20 protein-coding genes and 2 rRNA genes are annotated in these 24,751 nt (G+C 72.8%); 17 read left to right on the forward strand and 5 right to left on the reverse strand.

Features of this window, described 5'->3' with window-relative positions:
• The 4 genes from ABEA82_RS36690 to ABEA82_RS36705 all read left to right on the forward strand — a co-directional run.
• A 23S ribosomal RNA gene (locus ABEA82_RS36690) occupies positions 1-105 on the forward strand; the annotation flags it as partial.
• Positions 106-210: 105 nt separating this feature from the next.
• Positions 211-327: ribosomal RNA gene (gene rrf, locus ABEA82_RS36695) — 5S ribosomal RNA — on the forward strand.
• A 254-nt stretch (positions 328-581) separates the two neighbouring features.
• Positions 582-1,739 carry a hypothetical protein gene (locus ABEA82_RS36700; protein ID WP_345666179.1) on the forward strand — a complete coding sequence of 386 codons (1,158 nt, stop codon included), beginning with the start codon at positions 582-584 and terminating at the stop codon, positions 1,737-1,739.
• The gene (locus ABEA82_RS36705; protein WP_345666174.1) at positions 1,631-2,377 is read left to right on the forward strand and encodes a hypothetical protein; all 747 of its coding nucleotides are present in this window, start codon (positions 1,631-1,633) and stop codon (positions 2,375-2,377) included. The genes ABEA82_RS36700 and ABEA82_RS36705 overlap by 109 nt, the downstream gene beginning before the upstream one ends.
• A 90-nt stretch (positions 2,378-2,467) precedes the next feature.
• Here the strand turns inward: ABEA82_RS36705 and ABEA82_RS36710 are convergent, their stop codons facing one another.
• Positions 2,468-3,760, reverse strand: coding sequence for a DUF1015 family protein (locus ABEA82_RS36710; RefSeq protein WP_345666097.1), 1,293 nt, complete (start codon positions 3,758-3,760; stop codon positions 2,468-2,470).
• A 72-nt stretch (positions 3,761-3,832) separates the two neighbouring features.
• Here ABEA82_RS36710 and ABEA82_RS36715 point away from each other — a divergent pair, with 72 nt between their 5' ends.
• The 4 genes from ABEA82_RS36715 (at position 3,833) to ABEA82_RS36730 (ending at position 7,941) form a co-directional block, all read left to right on the forward strand.
• On the forward strand, positions 3,833-4,864 hold the full coding sequence (locus ABEA82_RS36715; protein WP_345666098.1) for an HAD hydrolase-like protein: 1,032 nt from the start codon (positions 3,833-3,835) through the stop codon (positions 4,862-4,864).
• A 109-nt stretch (positions 4,865-4,973) separates the two neighbouring features.
• Positions 4,974-6,017 carry a FecCD family ABC transporter permease gene (locus tag ABEA82_RS36720; RefSeq protein ID WP_345666099.1) on the forward strand — a complete coding sequence of 348 codons (1,044 nt, stop codon included), beginning with the start codon at positions 4,974-4,976 and terminating at the stop codon, positions 6,015-6,017.
• The gene (locus tag ABEA82_RS36725) at positions 6,014-7,054 is read left to right on the forward strand and encodes a FecCD family ABC transporter permease (protein WP_345666100.1); all 1,041 of its coding nucleotides are present in this window, start codon (positions 6,014-6,016) and stop codon (positions 7,052-7,054) included. The genes ABEA82_RS36720 and ABEA82_RS36725 overlap by 4 nt, the downstream gene beginning before the upstream one ends.
• Complete coding sequence (locus tag ABEA82_RS36730; protein WP_345666101.1) at positions 7,051-7,941, forward strand: ABC transporter ATP-binding protein; 891 nt, start codon at positions 7,051-7,053, stop codon at positions 7,939-7,941. Before ABEA82_RS36725 ends, ABEA82_RS36730 begins: the two co-directional genes overlap by 4 nt.
• On the opposite strand, the gene ABEA82_RS36735 is transcribed toward ABEA82_RS36730, so the two are convergent.
• Entirely contained in the window at positions 7,925-8,272 is a 348-nt protein-coding gene (locus ABEA82_RS36735) for an SCP2 sterol-binding domain-containing protein (protein ID WP_345666102.1), read from the reverse strand. The genes ABEA82_RS36730 and ABEA82_RS36735 overlap by 17 nt on opposite strands.
• A 42-nt stretch (positions 8,273-8,314) precedes the next feature.
• On the opposite strand from ABEA82_RS36735, the gene ABEA82_RS36740 reads away from it, so the two are divergent.
• From ABEA82_RS36740 to ABEA82_RS36760, 5 genes are all read left to right on the forward strand, one after another.
• Positions 8,315-8,587, forward strand: coding sequence for a hypothetical protein (locus ABEA82_RS36740; RefSeq protein ID WP_345666103.1), 273 nt, complete (start codon positions 8,315-8,317; stop codon positions 8,585-8,587).
• 14 nt (positions 8,588-8,601) lie between these two features.
• Positions 8,602-9,417 (forward strand): TlyA family RNA methyltransferase, encoded by an 816-nt coding sequence (locus tag ABEA82_RS36745; RefSeq protein ID WP_345666104.1) that lies wholly within the window; start codon positions 8,602-8,604, stop codon positions 9,415-9,417.
• Positions 9,414-10,319 carry an NAD kinase gene (locus tag ABEA82_RS36750; RefSeq protein WP_003989274.1) on the forward strand — a complete coding sequence of 302 codons (906 nt, stop codon included), beginning with the start codon at positions 9,414-9,416 and terminating at the stop codon, positions 10,317-10,319. The genes ABEA82_RS36745 and ABEA82_RS36750 overlap by 4 nt, the downstream gene beginning before the upstream one ends.
• A 172-nt stretch (positions 10,320-10,491) precedes the next feature.
• A complete protein-coding gene (recN, locus tag ABEA82_RS36755) occupies positions 10,492-12,210 on the forward strand; it encodes a DNA repair protein RecN (protein WP_345666175.1) in 1,719 nt (572 codons plus the stop codon).
• Positions 12,211-12,423: 213 nt separating this feature from the next.
• A complete protein-coding gene (locus tag ABEA82_RS36760; RefSeq protein WP_345666105.1) occupies positions 12,424-13,569 on the forward strand; it encodes a glycosyltransferase family 4 protein in 1,146 nt (381 codons plus the stop codon).
• Positions 13,570-13,586: 17 nt separating this feature from the next.
• Here ABEA82_RS36760 and ABEA82_RS36765 read toward each other — a convergent pair whose 3' ends face one another.
• Positions 13,587-15,230: a PucR family transcriptional regulator gene (locus ABEA82_RS36765; protein ID WP_345666106.1), complete on the reverse strand. Its 1,644-nt coding sequence runs from the start codon at positions 15,228-15,230 to the stop codon at positions 13,587-13,589.
• Between the two features lie 105 nt (positions 15,231-15,335).
• On the opposite strand from ABEA82_RS36765, the gene ABEA82_RS36770 reads away from it, so the two are divergent.
• Entirely contained in the window at positions 15,336-16,292 is a 957-nt protein-coding gene (locus ABEA82_RS36770) for an LLM class F420-dependent oxidoreductase (protein ID WP_345666107.1), read from the forward strand.
• On the opposite strand, the gene ABEA82_RS36775 is transcribed toward ABEA82_RS36770, so the two are convergent.
• Both ABEA82_RS36775 and ABEA82_RS36780 read right to left on the reverse strand, forming a co-directional pair.
• Complete coding sequence (locus ABEA82_RS36775; RefSeq protein WP_345666108.1) at positions 16,279-17,661, reverse strand: FAD-binding protein; 1,383 nt, start codon at positions 17,659-17,661, stop codon at positions 16,279-16,281. The two genes, ABEA82_RS36770 and ABEA82_RS36775, sit on opposite strands and share 14 nt — an antisense overlap.
• A 69-nt stretch (positions 17,662-17,730) precedes the next feature.
• Positions 17,731-19,533 (reverse strand): glycoside hydrolase family 15 protein, encoded by a 1,803-nt coding sequence (locus ABEA82_RS36780; RefSeq protein ID WP_345666176.1) that lies wholly within the window; start codon positions 19,531-19,533, stop codon positions 17,731-17,733.
• Between the two features lie 532 nt (positions 19,534-20,065).
• On the opposite strand from ABEA82_RS36780, the gene pyrG reads away from it, so the two are divergent.
• From pyrG to ABEA82_RS36795, 3 genes are all read left to right on the forward strand, one after another.
• Positions 20,066-21,724 (forward strand): CTP synthase, encoded by a 1,659-nt coding sequence (gene pyrG, locus ABEA82_RS36785; protein WP_345666177.1) that lies wholly within the window; start codon positions 20,066-20,068, stop codon positions 21,722-21,724.
• Positions 21,725-21,819: 95 nt separating this feature from the next.
• Entirely contained in the window at positions 21,820-22,446 is a 627-nt protein-coding gene (locus ABEA82_RS36790; protein ID WP_345666109.1) for an NUDIX domain-containing protein, read from the forward strand.
• A gap of 182 nt (positions 22,447-22,628) precedes the next feature.
• Positions 22,629-24,713 carry a tetratricopeptide repeat protein gene (locus tag ABEA82_RS36795; RefSeq protein ID WP_345666110.1) on the forward strand — a complete coding sequence of 695 codons (2,085 nt, stop codon included), beginning with the start codon at positions 22,629-22,631 and terminating at the stop codon, positions 24,711-24,713.
• Positions 24,714-24,751: the final 38 nt, after the last annotated feature.

A 24,751-nucleotide genomic window follows, 5' to 3' on the forward strand; every position in this document is an offset into this window, starting at 1 on the left:
TTGATGGGGTAAGGCTCCCAGTAGACGACTGGGTTGATAGGCCGGATCTGGAAGCACGGTAACGTGTGGAGGTGACCGGTACTAATAGGCCGAGGGCTTGTCCTCAGTTGCTCGCGTCCACTGTGTTAGTTCTGAGACAACGAACAGTTGTCGGCTTTGAGCAGAACAGACAATTGAAGAGTGTGCTTGTTCGCTCGAAACCATTAGGGTTTCGGTGGTTATAGCGTAGGGGAAACGCCCGGTTACATTCCGAACCCGGAAGCTAAGCCTTACAGCGCCGATGGTACTGCAGGGGGGACCCTGTGGGAGAGTAGGACGCCGCCGAACAATCTTTGGAAGGACCCCTGGTCACCAGCGTTCAGCTGGGACCAGGGGTCCTTTTTTGTTTTGTGCACTGCGCGCCGGTGACCCGGCTGCGCGAGAATGACTTGCGGTACCGAAGACAGGAGTCACCATGTCCACCAACTCTCCCGACGACCGACCGGAGCGCGACCAGCGGCGACGGGAGGGGGACCGGAGCGACCGCGGTGGTCAGCGCGGGGACCGTGGCGACCGTGGCGGGTTCCGCCGGAGCGACCGTGGTGACCGAGCCGACCGCGGAGAGCGTGGCGGCTTCCGGCGTGACGACAGGCGTGATGACCGCCGTGACGACAGCCGGCGGGACGACAGCCGTGGTGGCGGCTTCGGCCGGCGCGACGACCGGGACCGAGGACCGCGCAGGGACGACCGTGATCGCGGCGGGTTCCGGCGTGACGACCGTGGTGACCGTCCTGCTTTCCGGCGTGACGACCGTGGTGACCGTCCTGCCTTCCGACGTGACGACCGAGGAGAGCGCCGGGACGACCGGGGCGATCGCGGCGACCGCGGTGGGTTCCGGCGTGACGACAGGCGTGATGACCGCCGTGACGACAATCGGCGAGACGACAACCGTGGTGGCGGCTACGGCCGGCGCGACGACCGACGGGGCGATGTCCGCCGCGGAGACGACCGTGGCCCCCGCGGTGGCTTCCGAAGGGATGACCGCAGGGACGACCGACGTGATGAGCGTCGAGACGACCGGCGTGACGACCGGCGCGAAGGCGACCGTGGCGGGTTCCCCCGCCGCGACGACCGCGGCGAGCGTCGCGACAGCCGGGACCGCAACTTCCGCGGCGACGACCGGGACCGTGGCTTCCGGCGTGACGACCGCGGCGGGTTCCGCGGACGGGACGAGCGTCGCGGGGACGACCGCGGCGAGCGGGGCGGTTTCCGGCGCGACGACGCCGGCCGTGGCGGGCGTGGCGGCTTCCGCCGTGACGACGGCCCTCGTGGTGAGCGCGGTGACTTCCGGCGGGACGACAACCGGGGCGACGACCGGGACCGTGGCTTCCGGCGGGACGACAACCGGGCCGACGACCGGGACCGCGGTTTCCGGCGTGACGACCGCGGTGGGTTCCGCGGGGGGCGGGACGAGCGTGGCGGGCGTGGACCGCGCAGGGACGACCGTGATCGCGGCGGGTTCCGGCGTGATGGTGACCGGGGCGGGTTCCGGAAGCGTGACGACCGGCGCGACGACCGGCGTGGCGACGACCGGCGTGGCGGCGGCCGGTTCCGTGACGAGCGGGAGCGGGACAGGGAGCCGATCAAGCGGCTGCCGATCCCGGAGGACGTCACGGGTGACGAGATCGACAAGGACGTACGGCAGGAGCTGCAGAGTCTGCCCAAGACGCTCGCGGACGACGTCGCCAGGAACCTGGTGATGGTCGCGCGGCTCCTCGACGAGGACCCCGAGGGCGCTTACGGCTACTCCCGGGTGGCGCTGCGGCTGGCGTCGCGTGTCTCCGCCGTACGGGAGGCCGCCGGGTTCGCCTCGTACGCCAACCAGAAGTACGGCGAGGCGCTGGCCGAGTTCCGGGCCGCCAAGCGGATGACCGGGAACATCGATCTGTGGCCCGTCATGGCCGACTGCGAGCGAGGGCTCGGGCGGCCCGAGAAGGCGCTGGACATGGCCGGAGCGCCCGAGGTGCACAAGCTCGACAAGGCCGGGCAGGTCGAGATGCGGCTCGTGGCGGCCGGCGCGCGGCGGGACATGGGGCAGCTGGACGCGGCCATCGTGACACTGCAGAGCCCGGAGCTGGCCTCGAACTCGGTGCAGCCGTGGACCGCGCGGCTGCGGTACGCGTACGCAGACGCGCTGCTGGCCGCCGGGCGGGAGAGCGAGGCGCGGGAGTGGTTCGCGAAGGCCGTGGAGGCCGACCGGGACGGCAGCACGGACGCTTCGGACCGGCTCGCCGAGCTGGACGGTGTGGAGTTCGTGGACGCCATGGCCGACGACGGCGAGGGTGAGGGCGCAGACGTCGCTCCGGAGGAGCCGGAGGAGCCGGAGGAGAAGGACTGACGTCCCGTAGGGACCCGTAGGGAGTAGAAAGCAGAGGGGGGCGGATTCCAGGAGGGATCCGCCCCCCTTCGTGTGTTCAGCTGCGGGTGTTCAGAGGTCCAGCGCGCGCAGCACCAGCCCCGATGCCGGCTTCGGGCCGAACGACGTCGACTTGCGCGGCATCGTCACGCCCTGCCGGGCCAGGTCGCGGACGACCTCCTCGCGGACCGGGTGCATCAGGACGGCCGTGCCGCCGTCGCGTTCCGCCTTCGCGACCGTGGCCGCCGTGTCGTGGATGTAGGCGATGTGCGCCGGGGAGTCCTCGGGGATGCGCCACACGTGGTCGAGGAGCGTGGCGTGCAGGACCGTCGCGTCCAGGGTGCGCCAGGCCGCGGGACGGTCGGCGGGGATCGTGCGGGCCAGGAGGTCCGGGTCCGGGTGGTCGACGAGATGGAAGGAACCGTCGCCGGCCAGCAGGAACGCGTTGCCCGCGCAGGCCGCGTCCGCCAGCGCCTCCAGGGCCTCGGGCAGGGGGGCGTGCAGACGGCGTACCCGGAACAGGCCGTGCAGGGCGGCCACGGCCCGGTCGACGGGCAGACCGTGGAGGAGCCGGTGGATGGCGCGGACGCGCAGGGGGTAGCGGGCCGTGTCGACCAGGAGCACCAGGCCGTGGTCCCACGGGCTGGGGGAGGGGTGTTCGGTGCGCAGGCGGCGGTAGGTGGCCCAGCGGTGGTGGCCGTCGGCGATGAGGGCCTGGTGCCGGGCCAGGTCGGTCTGGATCGTGGCCAGGTCGGCCGGGTCGGTGACCGACCACAGGCGGTGGCTGAAGCCGTCCTCCGTGGTGGTGGCGAGGAGGGGTGGCCGTCCCGCGGTGCGCTCGACGAGGTCGGCCGTGGCGGTCGTCGAGCCGTCACCGCGGTAGGTGAGCAGGAGGGGCTCGAGGTTCGCCGAGGTGGCCCGCATGAGGGCCGCGCGGTCGGCGACGATGTGCGGCATGACGTCCTCGTGCGGCAGCACCACCTGCTCGGAGGGGTCCGACACCCGCAGGGCGCCGATGATGCCGCGTTGCAGCATGCCGGCACCGTCACGCTGCTCGTAGACGTACAGGCCCGGGTGTGGGTCGGTGGTCAGCACGCCCTCGGACTGCCAGCGGCGCAGGGTCTCGGCGGCCTGCTCGTTGCGTGCGCTGGGGGTGGGGGCCTGGGGGAGGATCAGGCGGACGATGTTGTGCGGGTCCGACGACTCGAGGTGGTGCAGGCCGTCGGGGCGGACCACGACGTCGTACGGCGGAGATGTGACGGCGGCAAGGCTGCCGACCCGGTCGGGGTCGTAACGAAGGCCTCGGAACGGGGTGAGTTCCAGGCCTCGGTGCGCCGTTGCCTCCGAGTGACCTGCTGTGTCCATCCCGGCATCGTACGGCTGTCGGTGGCATGGGGGATGATCGGGGGAAAGCCGTCGAACGAGGAGCGATGCGGGATGAGCCGGAGTGTCAGGACGAGGCCCGAGGGCAGTGGGCAGGCCCTGAGCGAGGCGTACGACACCGCGCTGCTCGATCTGGACGGGGTCGTGTACGCGGGGGGCAGTGCGATCGGGTACGCGGTCGAGTCGCTGGCCGAGGCGCGGGCGGGCGGGATGCGGCTCGCGTACGTCACCAACAACGCGCTGCGCACGCCGGACACCGTGGCAGCGCATCTGACCGAGCTGGGGATCCCCACGGGCGCGGACGACGTCATCACCTCGGCGCAGGCGGTCGCGCGGCTGATCAGCGAGCAGGTGCCGCAGGGCGCCCGGGTGCTGGTGATCGGCGGTGAGGGGCTGCGGGTGGCGCTGCGCGAGCGGGGGCTCGTGCCCGTGGAGTCGGCGGACGACGATCCGGTGGCGGTGGTGCAGGGCTACGGCGGGCCGGAGCTGCCGTGGGGCCGTTTCGCTGAGGCCAGTTACGCCGTGGCGCGCGGTGTGCCGTGGTTCGCCTCCAACACCGACCTGACGATTCCGAGCGGGCGGGGGATCGCGCCGGGCAACGGGGCGGCGGTGGAGGTCGTACGGATCGCCACGGGCGCCGAGCCGCAGGTCGCGGGCAAGCCGCTGCCGCCGATGCACCGCGAGACCATTCTGCGGACCGGGGCGAAGCGGCCGCTGGTGGTGGGTGACCGGCTGGACACGGACATCGAGGGCGCGTTCAACGGGGAGGTCGACTCGCTGCTCGTGCTGACCGGGGTGACCGACGGCGCGCAGCTGCTGGCCGCGCCGCCGCAGCACCGGCCGACGTATGTGGACGCCGATCTGCGGGGGATGCTCAGCGGGCAGCCCGAGGTGCAGGAGGCGGGCGACGGCGGGTTCCGGTGCGGGGGCTGGACGGCGACGGCCGGTGCCGACCGGCTGGAGCTCGACGGGGAGGGTGAGGCACTGGACGGGCTGCGCGCGTTGTGCGCTGTGGCGTGGACGGCCGCCGGCGAGGGCGTGTGTGAGCTGGACGCGGAGAAGGCGCTGGCGCGGCTGGGGCTGTGAGCGCTGGTTGGGACCGGGGGTTCCGGGGCAGGCTTTCGGCCGTGCGTTCGTGGCGGTGGCCGGGCTCCGGAATCGTGATCGGATGCGAGGGTAGGCTAACCTAACCTGCGTGTTGGTCGACAGTCCCCCCGAACAGCGCGCGGAGACCACGTCCGCGCCCCCAACCCGACGTGCGCTCCGTGCCTTTGGGCTGCTTCTGGCCGCCGCGATCCTGGTGCTCGTGGCGCTGGCGAGTATCGCGATCGGAGCGAAAGAGCTGTCCCTCGGGCAGGTCTGGCACGGCCTGTTCGAGGATTCGGGGTCGTACGGCGACGTCGTCGTCGCGGAGCGGCTGTCGCGGACCGTGCTCGGGTTGCTCGCCGGCGCCGCCCTCGGGCTGGCCGGTGCGGTCCTGCAAGCTCTCACGCGCAACCCGCTGGCCGACCCCGGGCTGCTCGGGATCAACGCGGGCGCGTCCGCCGCGGTCGTCACGGCCATCACGTACCTCGGGGTCACCTCGCTCAGTGGCTACGTCTGGTTCGCGTTCTTCGGCGCGGCCGCGGTCGGGGCGCTGGTCTGGTTCCTCGGCGGCAGCCGGGGTGCGACGCCGGTGCGGCTCGCCCTCGCGGGTACGGCACTCAGCGCCGCGCTCTACGGGTACCTCCAGGCCGTGATGATCATGGACGACGCGGCGCTCGGCAAGATGCGCTTCTGGACGGTCGGTTCGCTGTCCTCGGCGACCGACGCGACCATCCGTCAGGTCCTGCCGTTCCTGCTGGCCGGTACGGTCCTGGCGCTCGCGCTGGCCCGGCCGCTGAACGCCATGGCCATGGGCGACGACACCGCCAAGGCGCTCGGCGCCAACCTGAACCGGACGCGGGCGCTGTCCATGCTGGCCGCGACCGTGCTGTGCGGGGCCGCGACCGCCGCCTGCGGTCCGATCGTGTTCGTCGGCCTGATGGTGCCGCACGTCGTGCGCTCCTTCACCGGGCCCGACCTGCGCTGGATCCTGCCGTACGCGGCGGTCCTGTCGCCCGTGCTGCTGCTCGGCGCCGACGTCCTCGGCCGGATCGTGGCCCGGCCCGCGGAACTCCAGGTGGGCATCGTCACCGCGATCCTCGGCGGCCCGGTGTTCATCTTTCTCGTACGACGGCGGAGGACGGCGCAGCTGTGAAGACCACCAACCGTGCCGTGCGGACCCCGGGCGGGCTCTCCGTGCGCCTGGACGTACGCGCCTTCGTCGTCGTACTCCTGCTGCTGGTCGCGGCGCTCGCGGCGAGTGTCGTGCTCATCGGCACCGGCGACTTCCCGATCCCCGCCGCCGACGTGCTGCGCACGCTCGTGGGCCAGGGCAACGCGGGCCAGGAGTTCATCGTCAACGAGCTGCGGCTGCCGCGGGTCCTGGTCGGACTGCTGGTCGGCGCCGCGCTCGGGCTCGGCGGCGCGCTGTTCCAGTCCATCTCCCGCAACCCGCTGGGCAGCCCGGACGTCCTCGGCCTCGGCCAGGGGGCGACGGCCGGGGCGCTCACGGTGATCGTGCTGTTCTCCGGGAGCGCCGAACAGGTCGCCGTCGGCGCGCTCGTGGGCGGTCTGGTGACCGGGCTCGCCATCTACGTGCTCGCCTGGAAGCGGGGCGTGCACGGCTACCGGCTGGTGCTGGTCGGCATCGGCGTCTCCGCGATCGTCACGGCGGTCAACGGCTATCTGCTCACCAAGTCCGACATCGTGGACGCGGCCCGCGCGGTCGTGTGGATGACCGGTTCCCTCGACGGCCGTGACTGGGCCCAGGTCTGGCCGCTGCTCGGGCTGTGCGCCGTGCTCGTGCCGCTCGTCCTCGGCAACGCGCGGGCCCTGCGGATGATGGAGATGGGCGACGACGTGTCGTACGCCCTCGGGGTGCGGGTGGAGCGCGTGAGGCTGCTGCTGATGGTGGCGGCCGTGCTGCTCACCGCCTCCGCGACCGCCGCGGCCGGACCCGTCAGCTTCGTCGCGCTCACCGCGCCGCAGCTGGCCCGGCGCCTGACCCGTTCGCCCGGTCCGAACCTGCTGGCCTCGCTGTCCATGGGCGCCGCCCTGCTGGTCACCGCCGACTGGCTCTCGCAGCGGGCGTTCGGCGCCGAGCAGCTGCCCGTGGGCGTGGTCACCGGCGTGCTGGGCGGTGTCTACCTGCTGTGGCTGCTGGTCAGCGAGCGCCGGGCGGGCCGGATATGAGCGCCGGCGGCACCGCCGGCAGCGGACTGAACAACCGAAGGAGCACCGTGAACCGCCTGTCCGCCGAGAACGTCACCCTCGCCTACGACCAGCGGGTGATCGCCGAGCAGTTGTCGGTGGAGATACCCGACAACTCCTTCACCGTGATCGTCGGCCCCAACGCGTGCGGCAAGTCGACGCTGCTGCGGGCACTGTCGCGGATGCTCAAGCCGAGCGAGGGCCGGGTGCTGCTCGACGGGCAGGTCATCCAGTCGATGCCCGCGAAGAAGGTCGCGCGGACCCTCGGTCTGCTGCCCCAGTCGTCCATCGCGCCCGACGGCATCACCGTCGGCGACCTGGTCGGCCGCGGCCGCTACCCGCACCAGGGCATCCTGCGGCAGTGGTCCACCGAGGACGAGCGGATCGTCAGTGAGTCCATGCGGCAGACCGGCGTCGCCGAGCTCGCCGACCGCTACGTCGACGAACTGTCGGGCGGCCAGCGCCAGCGCGTGTGGATCGCCATGGCGCTCGCCCAGCAGACCCCGCTGCTGCTGCTCGACGAGCCGACGACCTATCTCGACATCCAGCACCAGATCGACGTCCTGGACCTGTGCGCGGAGCTGCACGAGGAGCAGGGCCGCACGCTCGTGGCCGTGCTGCACGACCTGAACCACGCCGCCCGCTACGCCACCCACCTCATCGCCCTGCGCGAGGGCACGGTCATCGCCGAGGGCGCGCCGAACGACATCGTCACGGCCGAGCTGGTCGAGGAGGTCTTCGGGCTGCGCTGCCAGGTGATCGACGACCCGGAGACGGGCACGCCGCTGGTGGTGCCGGCGGCGCGGAAGGCACGCGTGACGGGCGAGACGCGGGTGGAGAAGGCCGCGGACGCTACAGCAGCTTCCTGAGCTGGAGCAGATCCCGGAAACCCGCGTGCAGCTTCACCCGGCCGGAGCCCCAGGCCGTGGCGAAGTTCAGCTCGCCGTCGACCAGGGCCACCAGATCGTCGCCGGTCATCGCCAGCCTGATCTCGGCCCGGTCGGGCGGCGGTCCCTGGACCGTGTCGCGCACCTCGATCCGCCCGCCCCGCATGCGGCCGACGAAGGTGACGTCCAGGTCCGTGATGTGGCAGCTCACCGAACGGTCCAGGGCCGCGGCGTCGCGGACGTCCCCTTCGGCGCGCTGCATGTTGTCCGAGAGCTTGTCGAGTGCGCTGCGGCACTCCTCGATCGTGGCCATCGCCGTCGACGTTACCGCAGGGGTTCGCGGTAGCGTCTGGGCATGGACGACGCAGTGCCCGACCCGCCGGTGGTGGAGGAAGCGCCCGAGCCCGCGTACGACCCGGCCGCTCCCGCCCCGCTGAACGTGCCCCGCACCCCCACCGGCGACGCCGGCGTGGACGCGGCCCTGGACCGGCTCGGTGACGCCGACCACCTCGCCACCGACGGACACCTCGAGGTGTACGAGGATGTACACCGGGGGCTGCGTGAGGCGCTCACCGCGCTCGACGCCCGCCCGGGACCTCCGGCGCCCCCGTCGCAGGCACGGATCTAGGAGCTGAACCGAACGTGGCAGGAGTCGCACGCCGCCGTCTGGACGCGGAGCTGGTCCGCCGGAAGCTCGCGCGCTCGCGTGAGCACGCCGGTCAGCTGATCGCCGCCGGGCGGGTCTCCGTCGGCAAGACCCTCGCGACCAAGCCCGCCACGCAGGTGGAGACCGCGGCCGCGATCGTCGTCGCGGCCGACGACAACGATCCCGACTACGTGTCGCGCGGCGGCCACAAGCTCGCCGGCGCGCTGGAGGCGTTCGTGCCGCTGGGCCTGGCCGTCGAGGGGCGCCGGGCACTGGACGCCGGCGCCTCCACCGGCGGATTCACCGATGTCCTGCTGCGCGCGGGCGCCGCCCATGTCGTCGCCGTGGACGTCGGATACGGACAACTCGCATGGGTGCTCCAGAATGATGAACGCGTCACCGTCAAGGACCGTACGAACGTACGCGAGTTGACGCTTGAAGCGATCGATGGGGAGCCTGTGGATCTTGTCGTGGGGGATCTGTCCTTCATCCCGCTCGGGCTGGTCCTGCCCGCCCTGGTGCGGTGCGTGAAGCCGGACGCCGATCTGGTGATGATGGTCAAGCCGCAGTTCGAGGTGGGGAAGGAGCGGCTGGGCAGCGGGGGAGTGGTACGCAGCACCCGGCTGCGGGCCGAAGCGGTGACGGGGGTGGCCGAGAAGGCCTGGGGACTGGGGCTCGGGGTGAAGGGCGTGACGGCCAGTCCGCTGCCCGGGCCGTCGGGGAATGTCGAATACTTCTTGTGGCTGCGGACCGGGGCACCGGAACTGGACCCGGCCGATGTCGACCGTGCAGTGGCGGAGGGGCCGCGTTGACCGAGAACCGAGCTCGTACTGTTTTCCTGCTCGCCCACACGGGGCGGCCCGCCGCCGTGCGCAGTGCCGAACTCGTGGTGAAGGGGCTGCTGCGCTCCGGTCTCGGTGTGCGCGTCCTGGAGGCGGAGGCGCGTGACCTGCCCCTGCCGGAGGAGGTGGAGCTGGTCAAGGAGGCCACTCCGCAGTGCCTCGACGGGTGTGAGCTGCTCATCGTGCTGGGCGGCGACGGCACGCTGCTGCGCGGCGCGGAGTTCGCCCGGGCCTCCGGGGTGCCGATGCTCGGCGTCAACCTCGGGCGGGTCGGGTTCCTCGCCGAGGCCGAGCGCGACGACCTCGACAAGGTGGTCGACCGGGTGGTGACCAAGGCGTACGAGGTCGAGGAGCGGATGACCGTCGACGTCGTCGTGCACCGCAACGGGGACATCGTGCACACGGACTGGGCGCTGAACGAGGCGGCCGTGCAGAAGGTGTCCGCCGAGCGGATGCTGGAGGTCGTCCTCGAGATCGACGGGCGCCCGGTGACCGGGTTCGGCTGTGACGGGATCGTGCTGTCGACTCCGACCGGGTCGACGGCGTACGCGTTCTCGGCGGGCGGGCCCGTGGTGTGGCCCGAGGTCGAGGCGCTGCTGATGGTGCCGATCAGCGCGCACGCGCTGTTCGCGAAGCCGTTGGTGACATCGCCGGATTCTGTGTTGGCTGTGGAGGTTCTGCCACACATTCCGCCGGGTGTGCTGTGGTGTGACGGGCGGCGGACCGTGGAGTTGCCCGCGGGGGCCAGGGTGGAGGTTCGGCGCGGGGCCGTGCCGGTTCGGCTGGCCCGGCTGCACCATGCTTCGTTCACCGACCGGCTGGTGGCGAAGTTCGCACTGCCTGTTTCCGGGTGGCGGGGGGCTCCTCACTAGCCGTTCGTGGGGGGTGGTTTCGCCTTTGACGGCGGGTGCGGGTGGACTGTGGTTGCTCGCGCAGTTCCCCGCGCCCCCATAAGAAGGGCGTCGCCACTCTCGTGGGTGACAAGAGTGGGCCAGTCGCAATCCCCGGCCCGGACCTCGTAAGGTCGTGTCCGTGTTGGAGGAGATGCGGATACGGTCGCTGGGCGTGATCGACGACGCTGTCGTCGAGCTGTCGCCCGGGTTCACCGCGGTCACCGGTGAGACGGGTGCGGGCAAGACCATGGTGGTCACCAGCCTCGGGTTGCTGCTGGGCGGGCGCGCGGATCCGGCGCTCGTGCGGATCGGGGCCGGCAAGGCGGTCGTGGAGGGGCGGATCACCGTCCCCGACGACGCCACGGTCGCCGTGCGCGCCGAGGAGGCCGGGGCCGAGCTCGACGACGGGGCCCTGCTGATCAGCCGTACCGTTTCGGCCGAGGGGCGCTCGCGGGCGCACCTGGGCGGGCGCAGCGTGCCCGTGGGCGTGCTCGCCGAACTCGCCGACGAGCTGGTGGCCGTGCACGGGCAGACCGACCAGCAGGGGCTGCTCAAGCAGCAGCGGCAGCGGCAGGCGCTCGACCGGTACGCGGGCGACGCGGTCGCCGGGCCGCTGGCCAAGTACGGCGAGGCGTACAAGCGGCTGCGGGCCGTCGCCGCCGAGCTCGACGAGATCACCACGCGCGCGCGTGAACGGGCCCAGGAGGCCGACATGCTGCGCTACGGCCTCGACGAGATCGCCGCCGTGGAGCCCCGGGCAGGCGAGGACGTGGAGCTGGCCGAGGAGGCCGAGCGGCTCGGACACGCCGAGGCGCTGGCGTCGGCCGCCGCGGTCGCGCACGCGGGGCTCGCGGGCAATCCGGAGGACCCGGAGGGCGTGGACGCCGGGACGCTCGTCGCGGGCGCGCAGCGGGCCCTGGACGCCGTACGGTCGCACGATCCGGCGCTGGCCGCGCTCGCCGACCGCATCGGGGAGATCGGGATCCTGCTGCGGGACGCGGCGGGGGACCTGGCCGGGTACGCCGACGACCTGGACGCCGATCCGCTGCGGCTGGCGGCCGTGGAGGAGCGGCGGGCCGCGCTCACCGGGCTGACCCGGAAGTACGGCGAGGACATCGCCTCCGTGCTGGCCTGGGCCGAGAACGGTGCCGCCCGGCTGACCGAACTCGACGGCGACGACGAGCGGATCGGGGAGCTGACCGCCGAGCGGGACGCGCTGCGGACCGAACTGGGCGGGCTCGCGCAGGCGCTGACGGACGCCCGGACGGAGGCCGCCGAGCGGTTCGCCGCCGCGGTCACCGCCGAGCTGGCCTCGCTCGCCATGCCGCACGCGCGTGTGTCGTTCGACATCCGGCAGACCGAGGACCCGGAGGGCGTCGAGGTGGGCGGCCGTGCCGTCGCGTACGGGCCCGCCGGTGCCGACGAGGTCGAGCTGCTGCTGGCCCCGCACCCGGGCGCGCCGCCCCGGCCGATCGCCAAGGGCGCCTCCGGCGGTGAGCTGTCCCGGGTGATGCTGGCCGTGGAGGTCGTGTTCGCGGGGACGGACCCGGTGCCGACGTACCTCTTCGACGAGGTCGACGCGGGTGTCGGCGGCAAGGCCGCGGTGGAGATCGGCCGGCGGCTGGCCCGCCTCGCGAAGACCGCGCAGGTCGTGGTCGTGACCCATCTCCCGCAGGTCGCCGCCTTCGCCGACCGGCAGTTGCTGGTGGAGAAGACCAACGACGGGTCGGTCACCCGTTCCGGTGTGAAGGTGCTGGAAGGGGAGGACCGGGTCAGGGAGCTGTCCCGCATGCTCGCCGGCCAGGAGGACTCGGAGACGGCCCGGGCCCATGCGGAGGAGCTGCTGGCGACCGCCCGGGCGGATGCCTAGCCGAAGCGGCGGTCGTGCGGCGGAACCGGGCGGGTGCGCCGATCTTCACTCGTGTGGGTGACCCGGCCCGGCGCACTCCCCCGACGCCGCGCCCCACTGTCGCGCCGTCGGGGGTCCCGGCGTTCCCGGAACCCCCGTATGTCCTGGCATCCTTGTCCGGAGTACGCGTAGGAAGCTTCGTGACCGCCCGACCCGAACCAGGAGCCCGGCCACGTGACCCCCGTGAGCAGCCACTCACCGCATGGCCAGTCGCCGCTGCGCACCGTGCAGGTGCTGGGCGGAGGCAACGCCGCCAGCAGCGCGCATGTGCGCTCTCTGGCCGCGGGGCTCGTCGCACGGGGCGTGAAAGTCACGGTGTGCGCCCCCTTCGAGGCGGATCGCGCCTACGACTTCAGGGGCGTCGGGGCCGACCACGTGCACGTGCCGCGCAGCAGTGACCCGGTGTCGGTGGCGGCCCTGCGGGCGGCCTGCGCCAACGCCGATCTGGTGCACGCGCACGGGCTGCACGCCTCCTTCCGGACCGTGCTGGCGCTCAGCGGGCGGCGCGTGCGTACTCCGCTGGTCGTGACGTGGCACGACCGGGCGCACGCCGACGGGGCCCGCGCCCATCTGCTCCGGGTACTGGAGCGCCGGGTCGTCAAAGCGGCCACCGTGGTGCTGGGCACGACGTCAGCGCTGGTGGACCGGGCACGGCGGACCGGCGCCCGGGACGCACGGCTCGCCGCCGTCGCGCTGCCCGGCCCCCGCCGCCCCGTGGAACCGGACGACCCCGACCGCCTGCGGTCCAAGGTGCGGGCCGAACTCGGCGCCATCGGGCGGCCGTTGCTGATCGCGGTCGGCTCCCTGGAGCGGCACCGCGGATACGACGTGCTGCTGGACGCCGCGCGCGTGTGGCGCCGTCTCGATCCCGTCCCCCTGGTCGTGATCGCGGGGGAGGGCCCGCTGCGCGGCGAACTCCAGGAGCGGATCGAGCAAGAGGGACTGCCGGTCCGGCTCTTCGGACGGCGCGACGACATCACCGAACTGCTCGCCGCCGCCGATCTCGCCCTGCTGCCCAGCCGTTCGGAGGAGGCACGCTCCGTCCTCGCCCAGGAAGCCCTCCACGCGCGGGTGCCGCTCGTCGCGACCGCCGTCGGCGGTGTTCCCGAACTGGTCGGAGACGCGGCCGAACTCGTCCCGTGCGGGGACGCGGAGGCGCTCGCCGACTCCGTCGTCCGCCTGCTCGGCGAGCCGGAGCGCCGGGAGCTGCTGAGGGAGAAGGGCGCCCGGCAGGCGGCGACCTGGCCGACCGAGGACGAGACGGTCGCCCAGGTGCTCAGCGTGTACGACGAGCTGACCCAGCCCCGGCCCCTCCCGTAGCGCCGCCGTAGCGGGCCCTAGGGCACGTGCCTGCGGGCCCGCAGCGCCAGGCTGAGGGCCAGGACGGTCTGCGGGTCGTCGAGGTCCGTGCCCAGCAACTCCCCGATGCGGGCCAGACGGTTGTACAGGGTCTGCCGGTTGAGGTGGAGCTCCCGGGCCGTCTCCGCCTTGCGTCCCGCGTGCGCGAGGTACGTCGACAGGGTGGGCAGCAGCGGCGGCCGGGAGCGGCGGTCGTGCTCGAGGACCGGACCGAGAGCCCGGTCGACGAACGCGGCCAGGTCCGGATGGTCGCGCAGCCGCCACAGCAGCAGGTCGATGTCCAGGCGGCGCGCGTCGTACCAGGGCCGGTCGGGCAGGCCCTGGGCCGCCGTGGCCGTCTCGGCCGCGTGCCGCAGGCCCGACGCCACCGCCGTCCAGCCGCCGGCCACCCCCACGACCACCACCGGCGGCTGCCCGCCCGGCCGCAGCATCCCCGCCCGGCCCACACCGGCCCGCAGCGCCACCGCGACCCGGTCCGCGACCGTCGCCCGCTCCGGCTCCGCGCGCAGCCCGAGCAGCACCAGCACCCGGCTCTCCACCGGCCGCACCCCGAGCAGCACCGGCACGCCCACCGAGGCCAGTTCCGCCGAGACCGCCCGGGCGAGCACCGCCCAGCCGCCCCCCGGGGACAGGGCGTCCCCCAGCCGCATGACCACCGGCAGCAGCGGACCCTCGCCCGGCCGGAAGCCCAGCACGCGCGCCTGCGCCGGGGCGTCCTCCGCCGTGACCCGGCCCTCGGCGAGGTCCGTGAGGAAGTCGCCGCGCCCGCGCGCCGCCAGCTCCTCCTCCTGCCGTGCCTGCATCAGCACCACGGCCAGGATGCCCGCGGCCCGCTCGGCCGCCATCCGGTGCACCGCAGCCAGCGGAGCCCGTACGGGAAGCAGCACCAGACGTGCCCGGACGCCCCCGATGCCGGGACCGCCGCCCGGCACGTCCACGAGGACCGAGCCCGCCGGCGGCGGCTCGTCCCGGCGCTGGCCGCGCAGCCCCTCCCACACCTGGAGCGGCTCCGCGCCCTCGGGACCGGCCCCGGCGGCGTACAGCAGCTGCCCGTCCGCCGTCTCCAGAAAGACCGGATTGCCGGCGAAATCGGCCAGAATTTCGAGAACTTGAGGGACACCGCCGCCGCCCAGCAGAGCCTCGGTACAGCGCCGGTGCACCTCCTCGGCCCGCTGGAGCAGCGCGTAGTGGCCGTTGACGATCTCGGTGTGGATCTCCTCCGTGACCGCGACGAACGGCACCTCGCGGTGCAGTTGGACGAGCGGCAGTCCGGCGGAGCGTGCCGTGTCGACGAGGGCGGCCGGCAGCCGTGCGAAGCGCGGCCCGAGCTCCACCACCAGGGCGGCGATGCCCCGCTCGGCCAGGGTGCGCACGAACGCGCGCTGCTCGGCCGGTCGGGTGCCGAGGCCGTAGCCCGTGGTCAGCAGCAGTTCGCCGCCCTTGAGCAGCGAGGCGATGTGCGGCACCTCGCCGGCGTGCACCCAGCGCACGGTGCGCCCGAGCCGCTCGGCGCCCGCCAGCACCTCGGGCAGCCCGCCGCGCAGCCCCGGCAGCTCCAGCGCCCGCCGCACGGTGATCCCGGCGCCCTGGGTGCCGTAGCCGCTGTCCGTCCCGCTGTCCATGTGCCGGACGCTACCCGCGCCGGTGCCTCACGGACATCTTCTGAGAGGCGCGGGGGCGATCAGGACACGGGATTACGGCGGCAACGGCCGGGTACGGGCGCCGTCATGGACTTCAGCGTGGTCGCGGTAGGGCGGGAGGACGACAGTCCCGTCGAGGAGCCGTTGCGGGTCGCGGTGCTCGCGGACCGGCTCGGGTACCGGGAGGTGTGGGCGGGCGAGGGCGCCACGTGGGACTCGTTCGTCCTGGCGACGGCGATCGGCGCGGCCACCGAACAGGCCGTGCTGACGGCCGGGCCCGTGCCGGTGAACGTTCGCGACCCGCTCACGATCGTCCGGGGCGCCGCCTCCACCGCGGCCGTCACCGGCCGGCCCGTCGGCGTGGCGCTGGGCACCTCCAGCAAGCGGGTCGTCGAGGGCGTGCACGGCCGGCCGCGGACCCGGCCCGCCGACACCCTCGCGGAGTCGGCGGCGGCCGTGAGCGCCCTCATGCACAGCGTGCCGGGCGAGCCGATCGTGCCCGGCAGCGGCTTCCTGCGCCGGCTGCCGCCGCCCGGCGGCATGGTCACCGTCGCGGCCTTCGGCGAGCGCGCGGTCGCCGCGGCCGTCGAACACGCCGACCGGATGCTGCTCGACATCGTCTCGCCCGAGCAGGTCCGGATGCTGCGGGCCCGGATGCTCGCGGCCGCGGAGAAGGCGGGGCGCACCCCGCCGCGGCTGGCCTCGTGGCTGCCCGCCGCCGTGGACCCGGAGCCCGAGACACTTCAGCAGGTCCTGCGCAGCGTCGTCGGCTACCTCAGGGTGCCGGGCTACAGCGACATGTTCGTCGAAGCGGGATTCGCCGAGGTCGTGGAGCTGGCCGCCAAGGGCGCGGACCCCGACACCCTGCTGCGGGCCCTTCCCCCGGAGGCCGCCGGCACGGTCGCCCTCGTCGGCGACGCCGACACCGTCCGCGCCCGCGTCGAGGCCTACGCCGAGGCCGGGCTCGACGAGATCGCGCTGGTGCCGGCCACGGCGGGCGACCCGGCGGGGGAGCGCACCCTCAGGGCCCTCAGGCCGGCGTGATGTTGTGGTTGAAGCGGAACACGTTGTCCGGGTCGTAGCGCCGCTTCAGCTCCGCCAGCCGCCGGGTGTTCTCGGCGCCCAGACCGGCGACCACACGCTCGTCGCCCTCGTCGCCGATGAAGTTGAGGTAGACGGCGCCGGTGCTCCACGGCCGTGTGCCGGCGCGTACGTCCCGCACCCACTGCCGGCACCGCTCGTCGTCCGCCGGGTCCTCCCAGATGGCGAAGGGATGCACCGCCCAGGGCGCGTCCCGGTAGGGCACCGGGTACTCGGGCGGCCCGGCCGCGATCGCGCCGCCCTGCGGGAACAGCACGTGCTGGGTGCCGGTCGGCACGGGCACGGAGGCGGCGAGGGAGCAGAAGACGTCCACGAAGTCGTCGGGCGCGCCCGTCACGTACTCCGCCGACCAGTAGTTCCGCATCCCCGGCGGGTCGTCGATCATGCACTGGAGGTCGGCGTACGGGATCGCGCCGACGACCTCGGCCTCGTGCGGCAGGGCCAGCAGGGGCTGGGCGACCTTGCGCATGTCGTCCTCGCCGCCGGCGTACGTCAGCAGCGCACCGCACACGAGCCGGCCGACCAGGTGCTCGGGGACGAACTCCTCCGGCGGGCCGGTGAAGTAGATGATGCCGCCGCCCGCCTCGTCGGGCGCGGAGGCGATCACCTCGCGGTAGGTGCGGACGGCGTCCGGGCCGTGCTCCGGGAGAAACAGCAGCAACGCCATGGAGAACTCGGGCAGTTCGTGCAGTCGCAGCGTGAGCGCCGTGGCGACGCCGAAGTTGCCGCCGCCGCCGTGCAGTGCCCAGAACAGGTCCGGATTCTCGTCGGCGCTCGCGTGGACGCGGCTGCCGTCGGCGGTGACGAGCTCGACGGCGAGCAGGTTGTCGACGGCGAGCCCGCACCAGCGGTCCAGCCAGCCGGTGCCGCCGCCCAGCACGAAGCCGCCGACGCCCGTGGTGGAGGCCCGGCCGCCGGTCGTCGCCAGCTTGTACGGCTCGGTGGCCCGGTCCAGATGGCTCATCGTGGCCCCGCCCGCGACCCGGACGGCCTGCGCCGCCGGATCCACGGTCACCGCGTGCATCCGGCGCAGATCGACCACCACACCGCCGTCGTTGACCGCCATGCCCGCCACGCTGTGCCCCCCGCCGCGCACCGCGACGGGCAGGTCCAGCTCCCTCGCGAACCGCACGGCCCGCACCACGTCGTCCGCGTCGGCACACTGCGCGATGACCGCGGGCCGCCGGTCGATCATGCCGTTGAAGACGGCCCGGGCTTCGTCGTAGCCCGCGTCGTCCGGGGCGAACACATCGCCGCTCAGTTCCTCGCGCAGCGCGGCGAGAGCCGCACCCGCCTTCCAGAGGGGAGCCATGGCCGCCCCCTTCCGACCGGGGGGAATCGTCCGATTCCAGCCTAGGCGGCCATGGCACGTCCGGCCCGTTCAGCCGCCGTACGCCCCCGAAGCCGTCAGACGCAGCGCCGTGTCGATCAGCGGCACGTGGCTGAACGCCTGGGGGAAGTTGCCGACCTGGCGCTGGAGGCGGGGGTCCCACTCCTCGGCGAGGAGCCCGAGGTCGTTGCGCAGCGAGAGCAGCTTCTCGAAGAGTTTGCGGGCCTCGTCCACGCGGCCGATCATCGCCAGGTCGTCGGCCATCCAGAACGAGCAGGCCAGGAACGCCCCCTCGTCGCCGGGGAGGCCGTCGACGCCCTCGTCGCCGCCGGAGGTCGGGTAGCGCAGGATGAAGCCGTCCGGCGTGGACAGCTCCCGCTGGATCGCCTCGATGGTGCCGATCACCCGCTTGTCGTCCGGCGGCAGGAAGCCCATCTGCGGGATCAGCAGCAAGGACGCGTCCAGCTCCTTCGAGCCGTAGGACTGCGTGAAGGTGTTGCGCTCCTTGTCGTAGCCCCGCTCGCAGACGTCCCGGTGGATGTCGTCGCGCAGTTCCTTCCAGCGCTCCAGCGGGCCGTCCGCGTCTCCGGACTCGATCAGCTTGATGGTGCGGTCGACCGCGACCCAGGCCATCACCTTGGAGTGCACGAAGTGGCGGCGCGGGCCGCGCACCTCCCAGATGCCCTCGTCAGGGTCCTGCCAGTGGTCCTCCAGGTAGCGGATCAGCTTGAGCTGGAGCAGCGCGGCGTAGTCGTTGCGCGCGAGGCCCGTCATGTGGGCCAGGTGCAGGGCCTCGGTGACCTCGCCGTAGACGTCCAGCTGGAGCTGGTGCGCGGCGCCGTTGCCGACCCGGACCGGGGTGGAGTTCTCATAGCCCGGCAGCCAGTCCAGCTCCGCCTCGCCCAGCTCGCGCTCGCCGGCGATGCCGTACATGATCTGAAGGTTCTCCGGGTCGCCGGCCACCGCCCGCAGCAGCCACTCGCGCCAGGCACGTGCCTCCTCGCGGTAGCCGGTGCGCAGCAGCGAGGACAGGGTGATCGCCGCGTCGCGCAGCCAGGTGTAGCGGTAGTCCCAGTTGCGGACACCGCCGATGTCCTCCGGCAGGGAGGTGGTGGGCGCGGCGACGATGCCGCCGGTCGGGGCGTACGTCAGGGCCTTCAGCGTGATCAGCGAGCGGACCACCGCCTCCCGGTAGGGGCCGTGGTACGTACAGTGGTCGACCCACTCGCGCCAGAAGTCCTCCGTAGCCTCCAGCGACTGCTCCGGCTCGGGCAGCGGCGGCGGCTCCTTGTGCGAGGGCTGCCAGGAGATCGTGAACGCGATCCGGTCACCCGGGGCGACCGTGAAGTCCGCGTACGTCGTGAGCGACTTGCCGTAGGTCTCCGCGGATGTGTCGAACCACACGGAGTCGGGGCCCGCGACGGCCACCGTGCGCCCCTCGTGCTTGTGCACCCACGGCACCACCCGCCCGTAGGAGAACCGCATCCGCAGCGCCGAGCGCATCGGCACCCGGCCGGAGACACCCTCCACGATCCGGATCAGCTGCGGGGCGCCGTCACGCGGCGGCATGAAATCCGTCACCCGGACCGTGCCCCGCTGGGTGTCCCACTCGGACTCCAGGATCAGCGAGTCACCGCGGTAGCTGCGCCGCGCGGCGGTGGGCGGCTGCTGGTCGGAGGCGTACGCGGGGCCGAGCCGCCAGAAGCCGTGCTCCTCGTTGCCCAACAGGCCGGCGAAGATGGCGTGCGAGTCGAAGCGGGGCAGGCACAGCCAGTCGACTGTGCCGTCCCGGCAGACCAGGGCAGCGGTCTGCATGTCTCCGATGAGTGCGTAGTCTTCGATGCGCCCGGCCACGTGCAACTCCAGTCGAACGGCCACGTCACCCCACGAGGGGGCTGTCGCTAGTGCGGTCAAGGGGGGTTTTCAGCAGTCTTGCAATGCGTCGTTGAGCGATAAAGAAGCAAAACAGGTCGCTCAGCCGTGACGCAAAGCGCCAATTGTTGCTCAACGAACTGACGAGCTCACCTTGTTCCGTGCTTACGGGCGGGGGGTGGTGCCGTTGGGCCGGGCGCGCTCGGCAGCGAGTGTCCGAGCAGGATACGACGCACGCAGATGATCTGGGTGCCGCTCCGGGCAAGCCGGGTACGCCGAACGAGTGAGCACCGGGTGAGGGAGCGGTGACCGGGGCCCTCTCCGTGGCGGTCCGTGCGCGGAGCGTGGCCGGAAGCCGGTGCCCCGAGGCGCTGATACGCTGGTAGCCCGTGGACCGGTGGGCCCCTTCCCCGACGGGGAACCCCCGAACCGCAGCGACGGCAACCCCCGGAGATTTCCGGCAGGCAGCCGCACCGCACCCCCAGACCGCGACCACGGGAGCCCCGTCTTGGCCATGCCGCCCGCCGCATTTCGTAATTCGACGACCAAGCACATCTTCGTCACCGGGGGTGTCGCCTCTTCTCTCGGCAAGGGCCTGACGGCCTCCAGCCTCGGCATGCTGCTCAAGGCCCGGGGTCTGCGCGTCGTGATGCAGAAGCTCGACCCGTACCTCAACGTCGACCCCGGCACGATGAACCCCTTCCAGCACGGTGAGGTGTTCGTCACCAACGACGGCGCCGAGACCGACCTGGACATCGGCCACTACGAGCGCTTCCTCGACCGCGACCTCGACGGCTCCGCCAACGTCACCACCGGTCAGGTGTACAACACCGTGATCGCCAAGGAGCGGCGCGGCGAGTACCTGGGCGACACCGTGCAGGTCATCCCGCACATCACCAACGAGATCAGGCACCGCATCCGCCGCATGGCGACGGACGAGGTCGACGTCGTGATCACCGAGGTCGGCGGCACGGTCGGCGACATCGAGTCGCTGCCGTTCCTGGAGACCGTGCGCCAGGTCCGGCACGAGGTCGGCCGTGACAACGTCTTCGTCGTCCACATCTCGCTCCTGCCGTACATCGGTCCCTCGGGTGAGCTGAAGACGAAGCCCACCCAGCACTCGGTTGCGGCCCTGCGCAACATCGGTATCCAGCCGGACGCGATCGTGCTGCGCTGCGACCGCGAGGTGCCCACCGCGATCAAGCGGAAGATCTCGCTGATGTGCGACGTCGACGAGGCCGCCGTCGTGGCGTGCCCCGACGCCCGCTCGATCTACGACATCCCGAAGACCGTGCACGGCGAGGGCCTGGACGCCTACGTGGTCCGCAAGCTGGACCTGCCGTTCCGTGACGTGGACTGGACGACCTGGGACGACCTGCTCGACCGCGTCCACAACCCCGACCACGAGATCACGCTCGCGCTGGTCGGCAAGTACATCGACCTGCCCGACGCCTACCTCTCGGTCACCGAGGCGCTGCGCGCCGGCGGCTTCGCCAACCGGGCCCGCGTGAAGATCAAGTGGGTCACCTCCGACGACTGCAAGACCCCGGCCGGTGCCGCCCAGCAGCTCGGCGACGTCGACGGCATCTGCATTCCCGGCGGCTTCGGCGACCGCGGAGTGCTCGGCAAGGTCGGCGCGATCAAGTACGCCCGCGAGAACAAGATCCCGCTGCTCGGCCTCTGTCTCGGCCTGCAGTGCATCGTGATCGAGGCCGCGCGCAACCTGGCCGAGATCCCGGACGCCAACTCCACCGAGTTCGACCCGGCCACCGGCCACCCGGTCATCTCCACCATGGCCGAGCAGCTCGACATCGTCGCCGGTGAGGGAGACATGGGCGGCACCATGCGGCTCGGCATGTACCCGGCGAAGCTGGCCGAGGGCTCGATCGTGCGCGAGGTGTACGACGGCAAGGAGTACGTCGAGGAGCGGCACCGGCACCGCTACGAGGTGAACAACGCCTACCGCGCCGAGCTGGAGAAGAGGGCGGGCATCCTGTTCTCCGGCACCTCGCCGGACGGCAAGCTCGTCGAGTACGTCGAGTACCCGCGCGACGTCCACCCGTACCTGGTCGCCACCCAGGCGCACCCGGAGCTGCGCTCGCGGCCGACGCGTCCGCACCCGCTGTTCGCCGGGCTCGTCAAGGCCGCGGTCGAGCGGAAGACTTCGAAGTAACACACCAGTTGTACGGTGGCCGGGGTGCATCCCTTCAAAAGGTGTGCACCCCGGTTTCTTTCGGCACCTCGGGTTGGGCACGTGGAAGGACAGGCATGACGATCAAGGACACCCCGGAGGAGTGGGAGATCCGGGCGACGGACACCCCCTTCGTGGGCAACAAGACCTCCGTCCGTACCGACGACGTGGTCATGCCCGACGGCACCGTGGTCGGCCGGGACTACCAGGTCCACCCCGGCTCCGTGGCCGTCCTCGCGCTCGACGAGGCCGACCGCGTCCTGGTCCTGCGCCAGTACCGCCACCCCGTGCGCCACAAGCTGTGGGAGATCCCGGCCGGACTGCTCGACGTCCCCGGCGAGAACCCGCTGCACGCCGCGCAGCGCGAGCTGTACGAGGAGGCGCACGTCAAGGCCGAGGACTGGCGGGTGCTGACCGACGTCTACACCACGCCGGGCGGCTGCGACGAGGCCGTACGGATCTTCCTCGCCCGTGATCTGTCCGAGGCCGAGGGCGAGCGCTTCGCGGTCGAGGAGGAAGAGGCCGACATGGAGCTCGACCGGGTTCCGGTCGAGGATCTCGCCCGGGGTGTGCTGGCCGGCGAACTGCACAACAACTGCCTCGTCGTGGGGGTCCTCTCGCTGCTCGCCGCGCGGTCCGGAGACGGCCTGGACGCGCTGCGCCCGGCCCAGGCACCGTGGCCGGCGCGTCCGTTCGAGGCATGAAGGGGCTCTCCGTCCGGCCCCGCCGACCGCGTGGTGTGAAGATCGGCTGATCCGATCGGGCGAAGTGTCCGCCGAGCCCGCCGTGCTCCGCCCGGAACGTTGCAGAGCGTGAACTAGGCTCTGGAGCACGCCCGGACCGGAGTCCCGGCGGGCTTGTGCGTGGTGGGACGGGAGTGTGGCCCGTGGCGGATCAGGTCGTGGAGGCAGACGACGTGCGGCTGACCGGGCACGCCTCCGGAGAACGCCGGTTCCTGGGCCGCACACGGGAGTTGAAGGAGCTGCGCGCCGACATCGAGCGCGCCGGACTGGACACTCTCGCGGGCCGCAAGGCCCCCCGCGCGCGCGTGCTGCTCATCGCCGGCCGGCCCGGGTCGGGGCGCACCGCACTCGCCGAGGAACTCGTACGGCAGGTCGGCGGAGGATACCCGGACGGCGTCCTGCGCGCCCGGCTGACCGACCCCGACGGCACTCCCGTACCCGTCGAGCGCGTCGCCCGGGACCTGCTCGCCGCCCTCGAGGAGGACGCCCCCGCCGGTGCCTGTGAGGACGACCTCACCGACGCCCTGCGCACCGCCCTGGCCGACCGCCGGGCCTTGCTCCTGCTGGACGACGCGGCCGACGCCGAGCAGGTCGGCGCCCTGCTGCCCGACACCCCGGACTGCCTGGTCGTCGCGGTCTCCGAGGGCCCGCTGACCGGCATCTCCGACGTCCGCCCCTGCACCCTGGGCGGCCTGGACGCCAAGTCCGGCGTGGAACTGCTCTCCCGGTACACCGGCTCGGTCCGCATCACCGTCGACCCCCGGGCCGCCGAGGGCCTCGCCGAGGAGTGCCAGGGGCAGCCGGCCGCGCTGATGCTGGCGGGCGGCTGGCTCGCCGCCCGCCCCAAGGCGGCCGTCTCCGACCTCGCCAAGCAGCTGCGCGCCGAGGACGACGAGGGCACCGCGCTGAGCCGGGTCTTCCGCCTCGCCTACGCCGCCCTGCCCACCACCGCCGCCCGGATGCTGCGCCTGCTCGCCCTCGCCCCGGCCGGACTCGTCGACCCGCAGACCGCCTCCGCACTCGCCGGCTGCTCGGTCGACAGCGCCCACACCGTCCTGGACGACTTCGTCGCCCTCGGCTTCCTGCACGCGGTGGACTCGCCGATCCCGCAGTACGAGGTGCCCGGCTGTCTGTACCCCCTGCTGCGCGTCCTCGTCGAGCACCACGAGCGCCCGGCCGAGCGCCGGCTGGCCGGCGCCCGCATGCTGGAGCGGACCGTACGGCTGCTCCAGTCCTGCCGCGCGATCACCGAGACCGACAGCCCCCAGGCGCGCCAGAGGCTCCTGGACATGCCGCGTGCCCTGCGCTTTCCCACCCCGCGGGCGGCCGCCGACTGGCTGAGGCTGACCCGGCCCGCCCTGCTGGCCTCGGCCCGGCTCGCGGTCCTCGACGGGGAGCTGGACACCCTGGCCCGGCGGCTGATGTCCCAGCTGGTGCGGGCGATGGTGGCGCATGTCGGCACCCAGGCGGCGGCGCCCGACCTGTACGTCATCCACAACCTGGTCCTCGACGTGGCCGAGCGTCTCGACCTGCCCCGCGAGCGGGCCGCCGCCCTGCTCAACCTCGGCGACCTCGACGCCCGGACCGGCCGCACGGCCGACGCGCTGGTGCGCTACCGGGCCGCGCTGGACGCCGGACGCGAGGTGAACGATCCGTACGCGACCGGCCGCGCGATGGAATCCGTAGGGGGCGCGCACCTGGAACTCGGCGACTTCGACCGGGCCGCCGACTGGTTCGGCCGGGCCCTGGCCGAGCGGCTCGCCCGGGGCGAGCGCGAGGACGCCGCCCGGCTGTACGGGCGGATCGCCGCCGCCCACACCTACGCGGGCCGCTACGGCGAGGCCCTGCGGAACTGGCGCTCGGCGATCACCGGCCACCGCAGGAACGGTGACGTGGCCGCCCAGGCGCGGGCCATGAGCGAGTTGGCGCGGGTCCAGGAGTACGCGGGCCGGCCCGAGGAGTCGCTGCGCACCTGCCGGGAGGCCGTGGAGTGGGCCCGTCGGGCCGAGGACGCGCGGTTGCAGGCCGCGCTGCACCTGCGGGTCGCCGACACCCTCGAACGCCTCGGCGACCCCGCGTCGGCCCGGCTGCACCGGGGCGCCGCCGAGCGGCTGCTGGGGGAGCAGCAGGACGGGAACGACCAGCCCCTGGAGGCCCTCTTCGCCGACTCAAACCTGAAACCTGGACCTGACGCCTGCGAAATCCGTAGTGCATCCGACGAAGATTGATGCAATGAAAGGCTAGACAGCGGGAACACCTTCATTAG

This window comes from Streptomyces venetus, assembly GCF_039540295.1.
Lineage (GTDB): Bacteria > Actinomycetota > Actinomycetes > Streptomycetales > Streptomycetaceae > Streptomyces > Streptomyces venetus.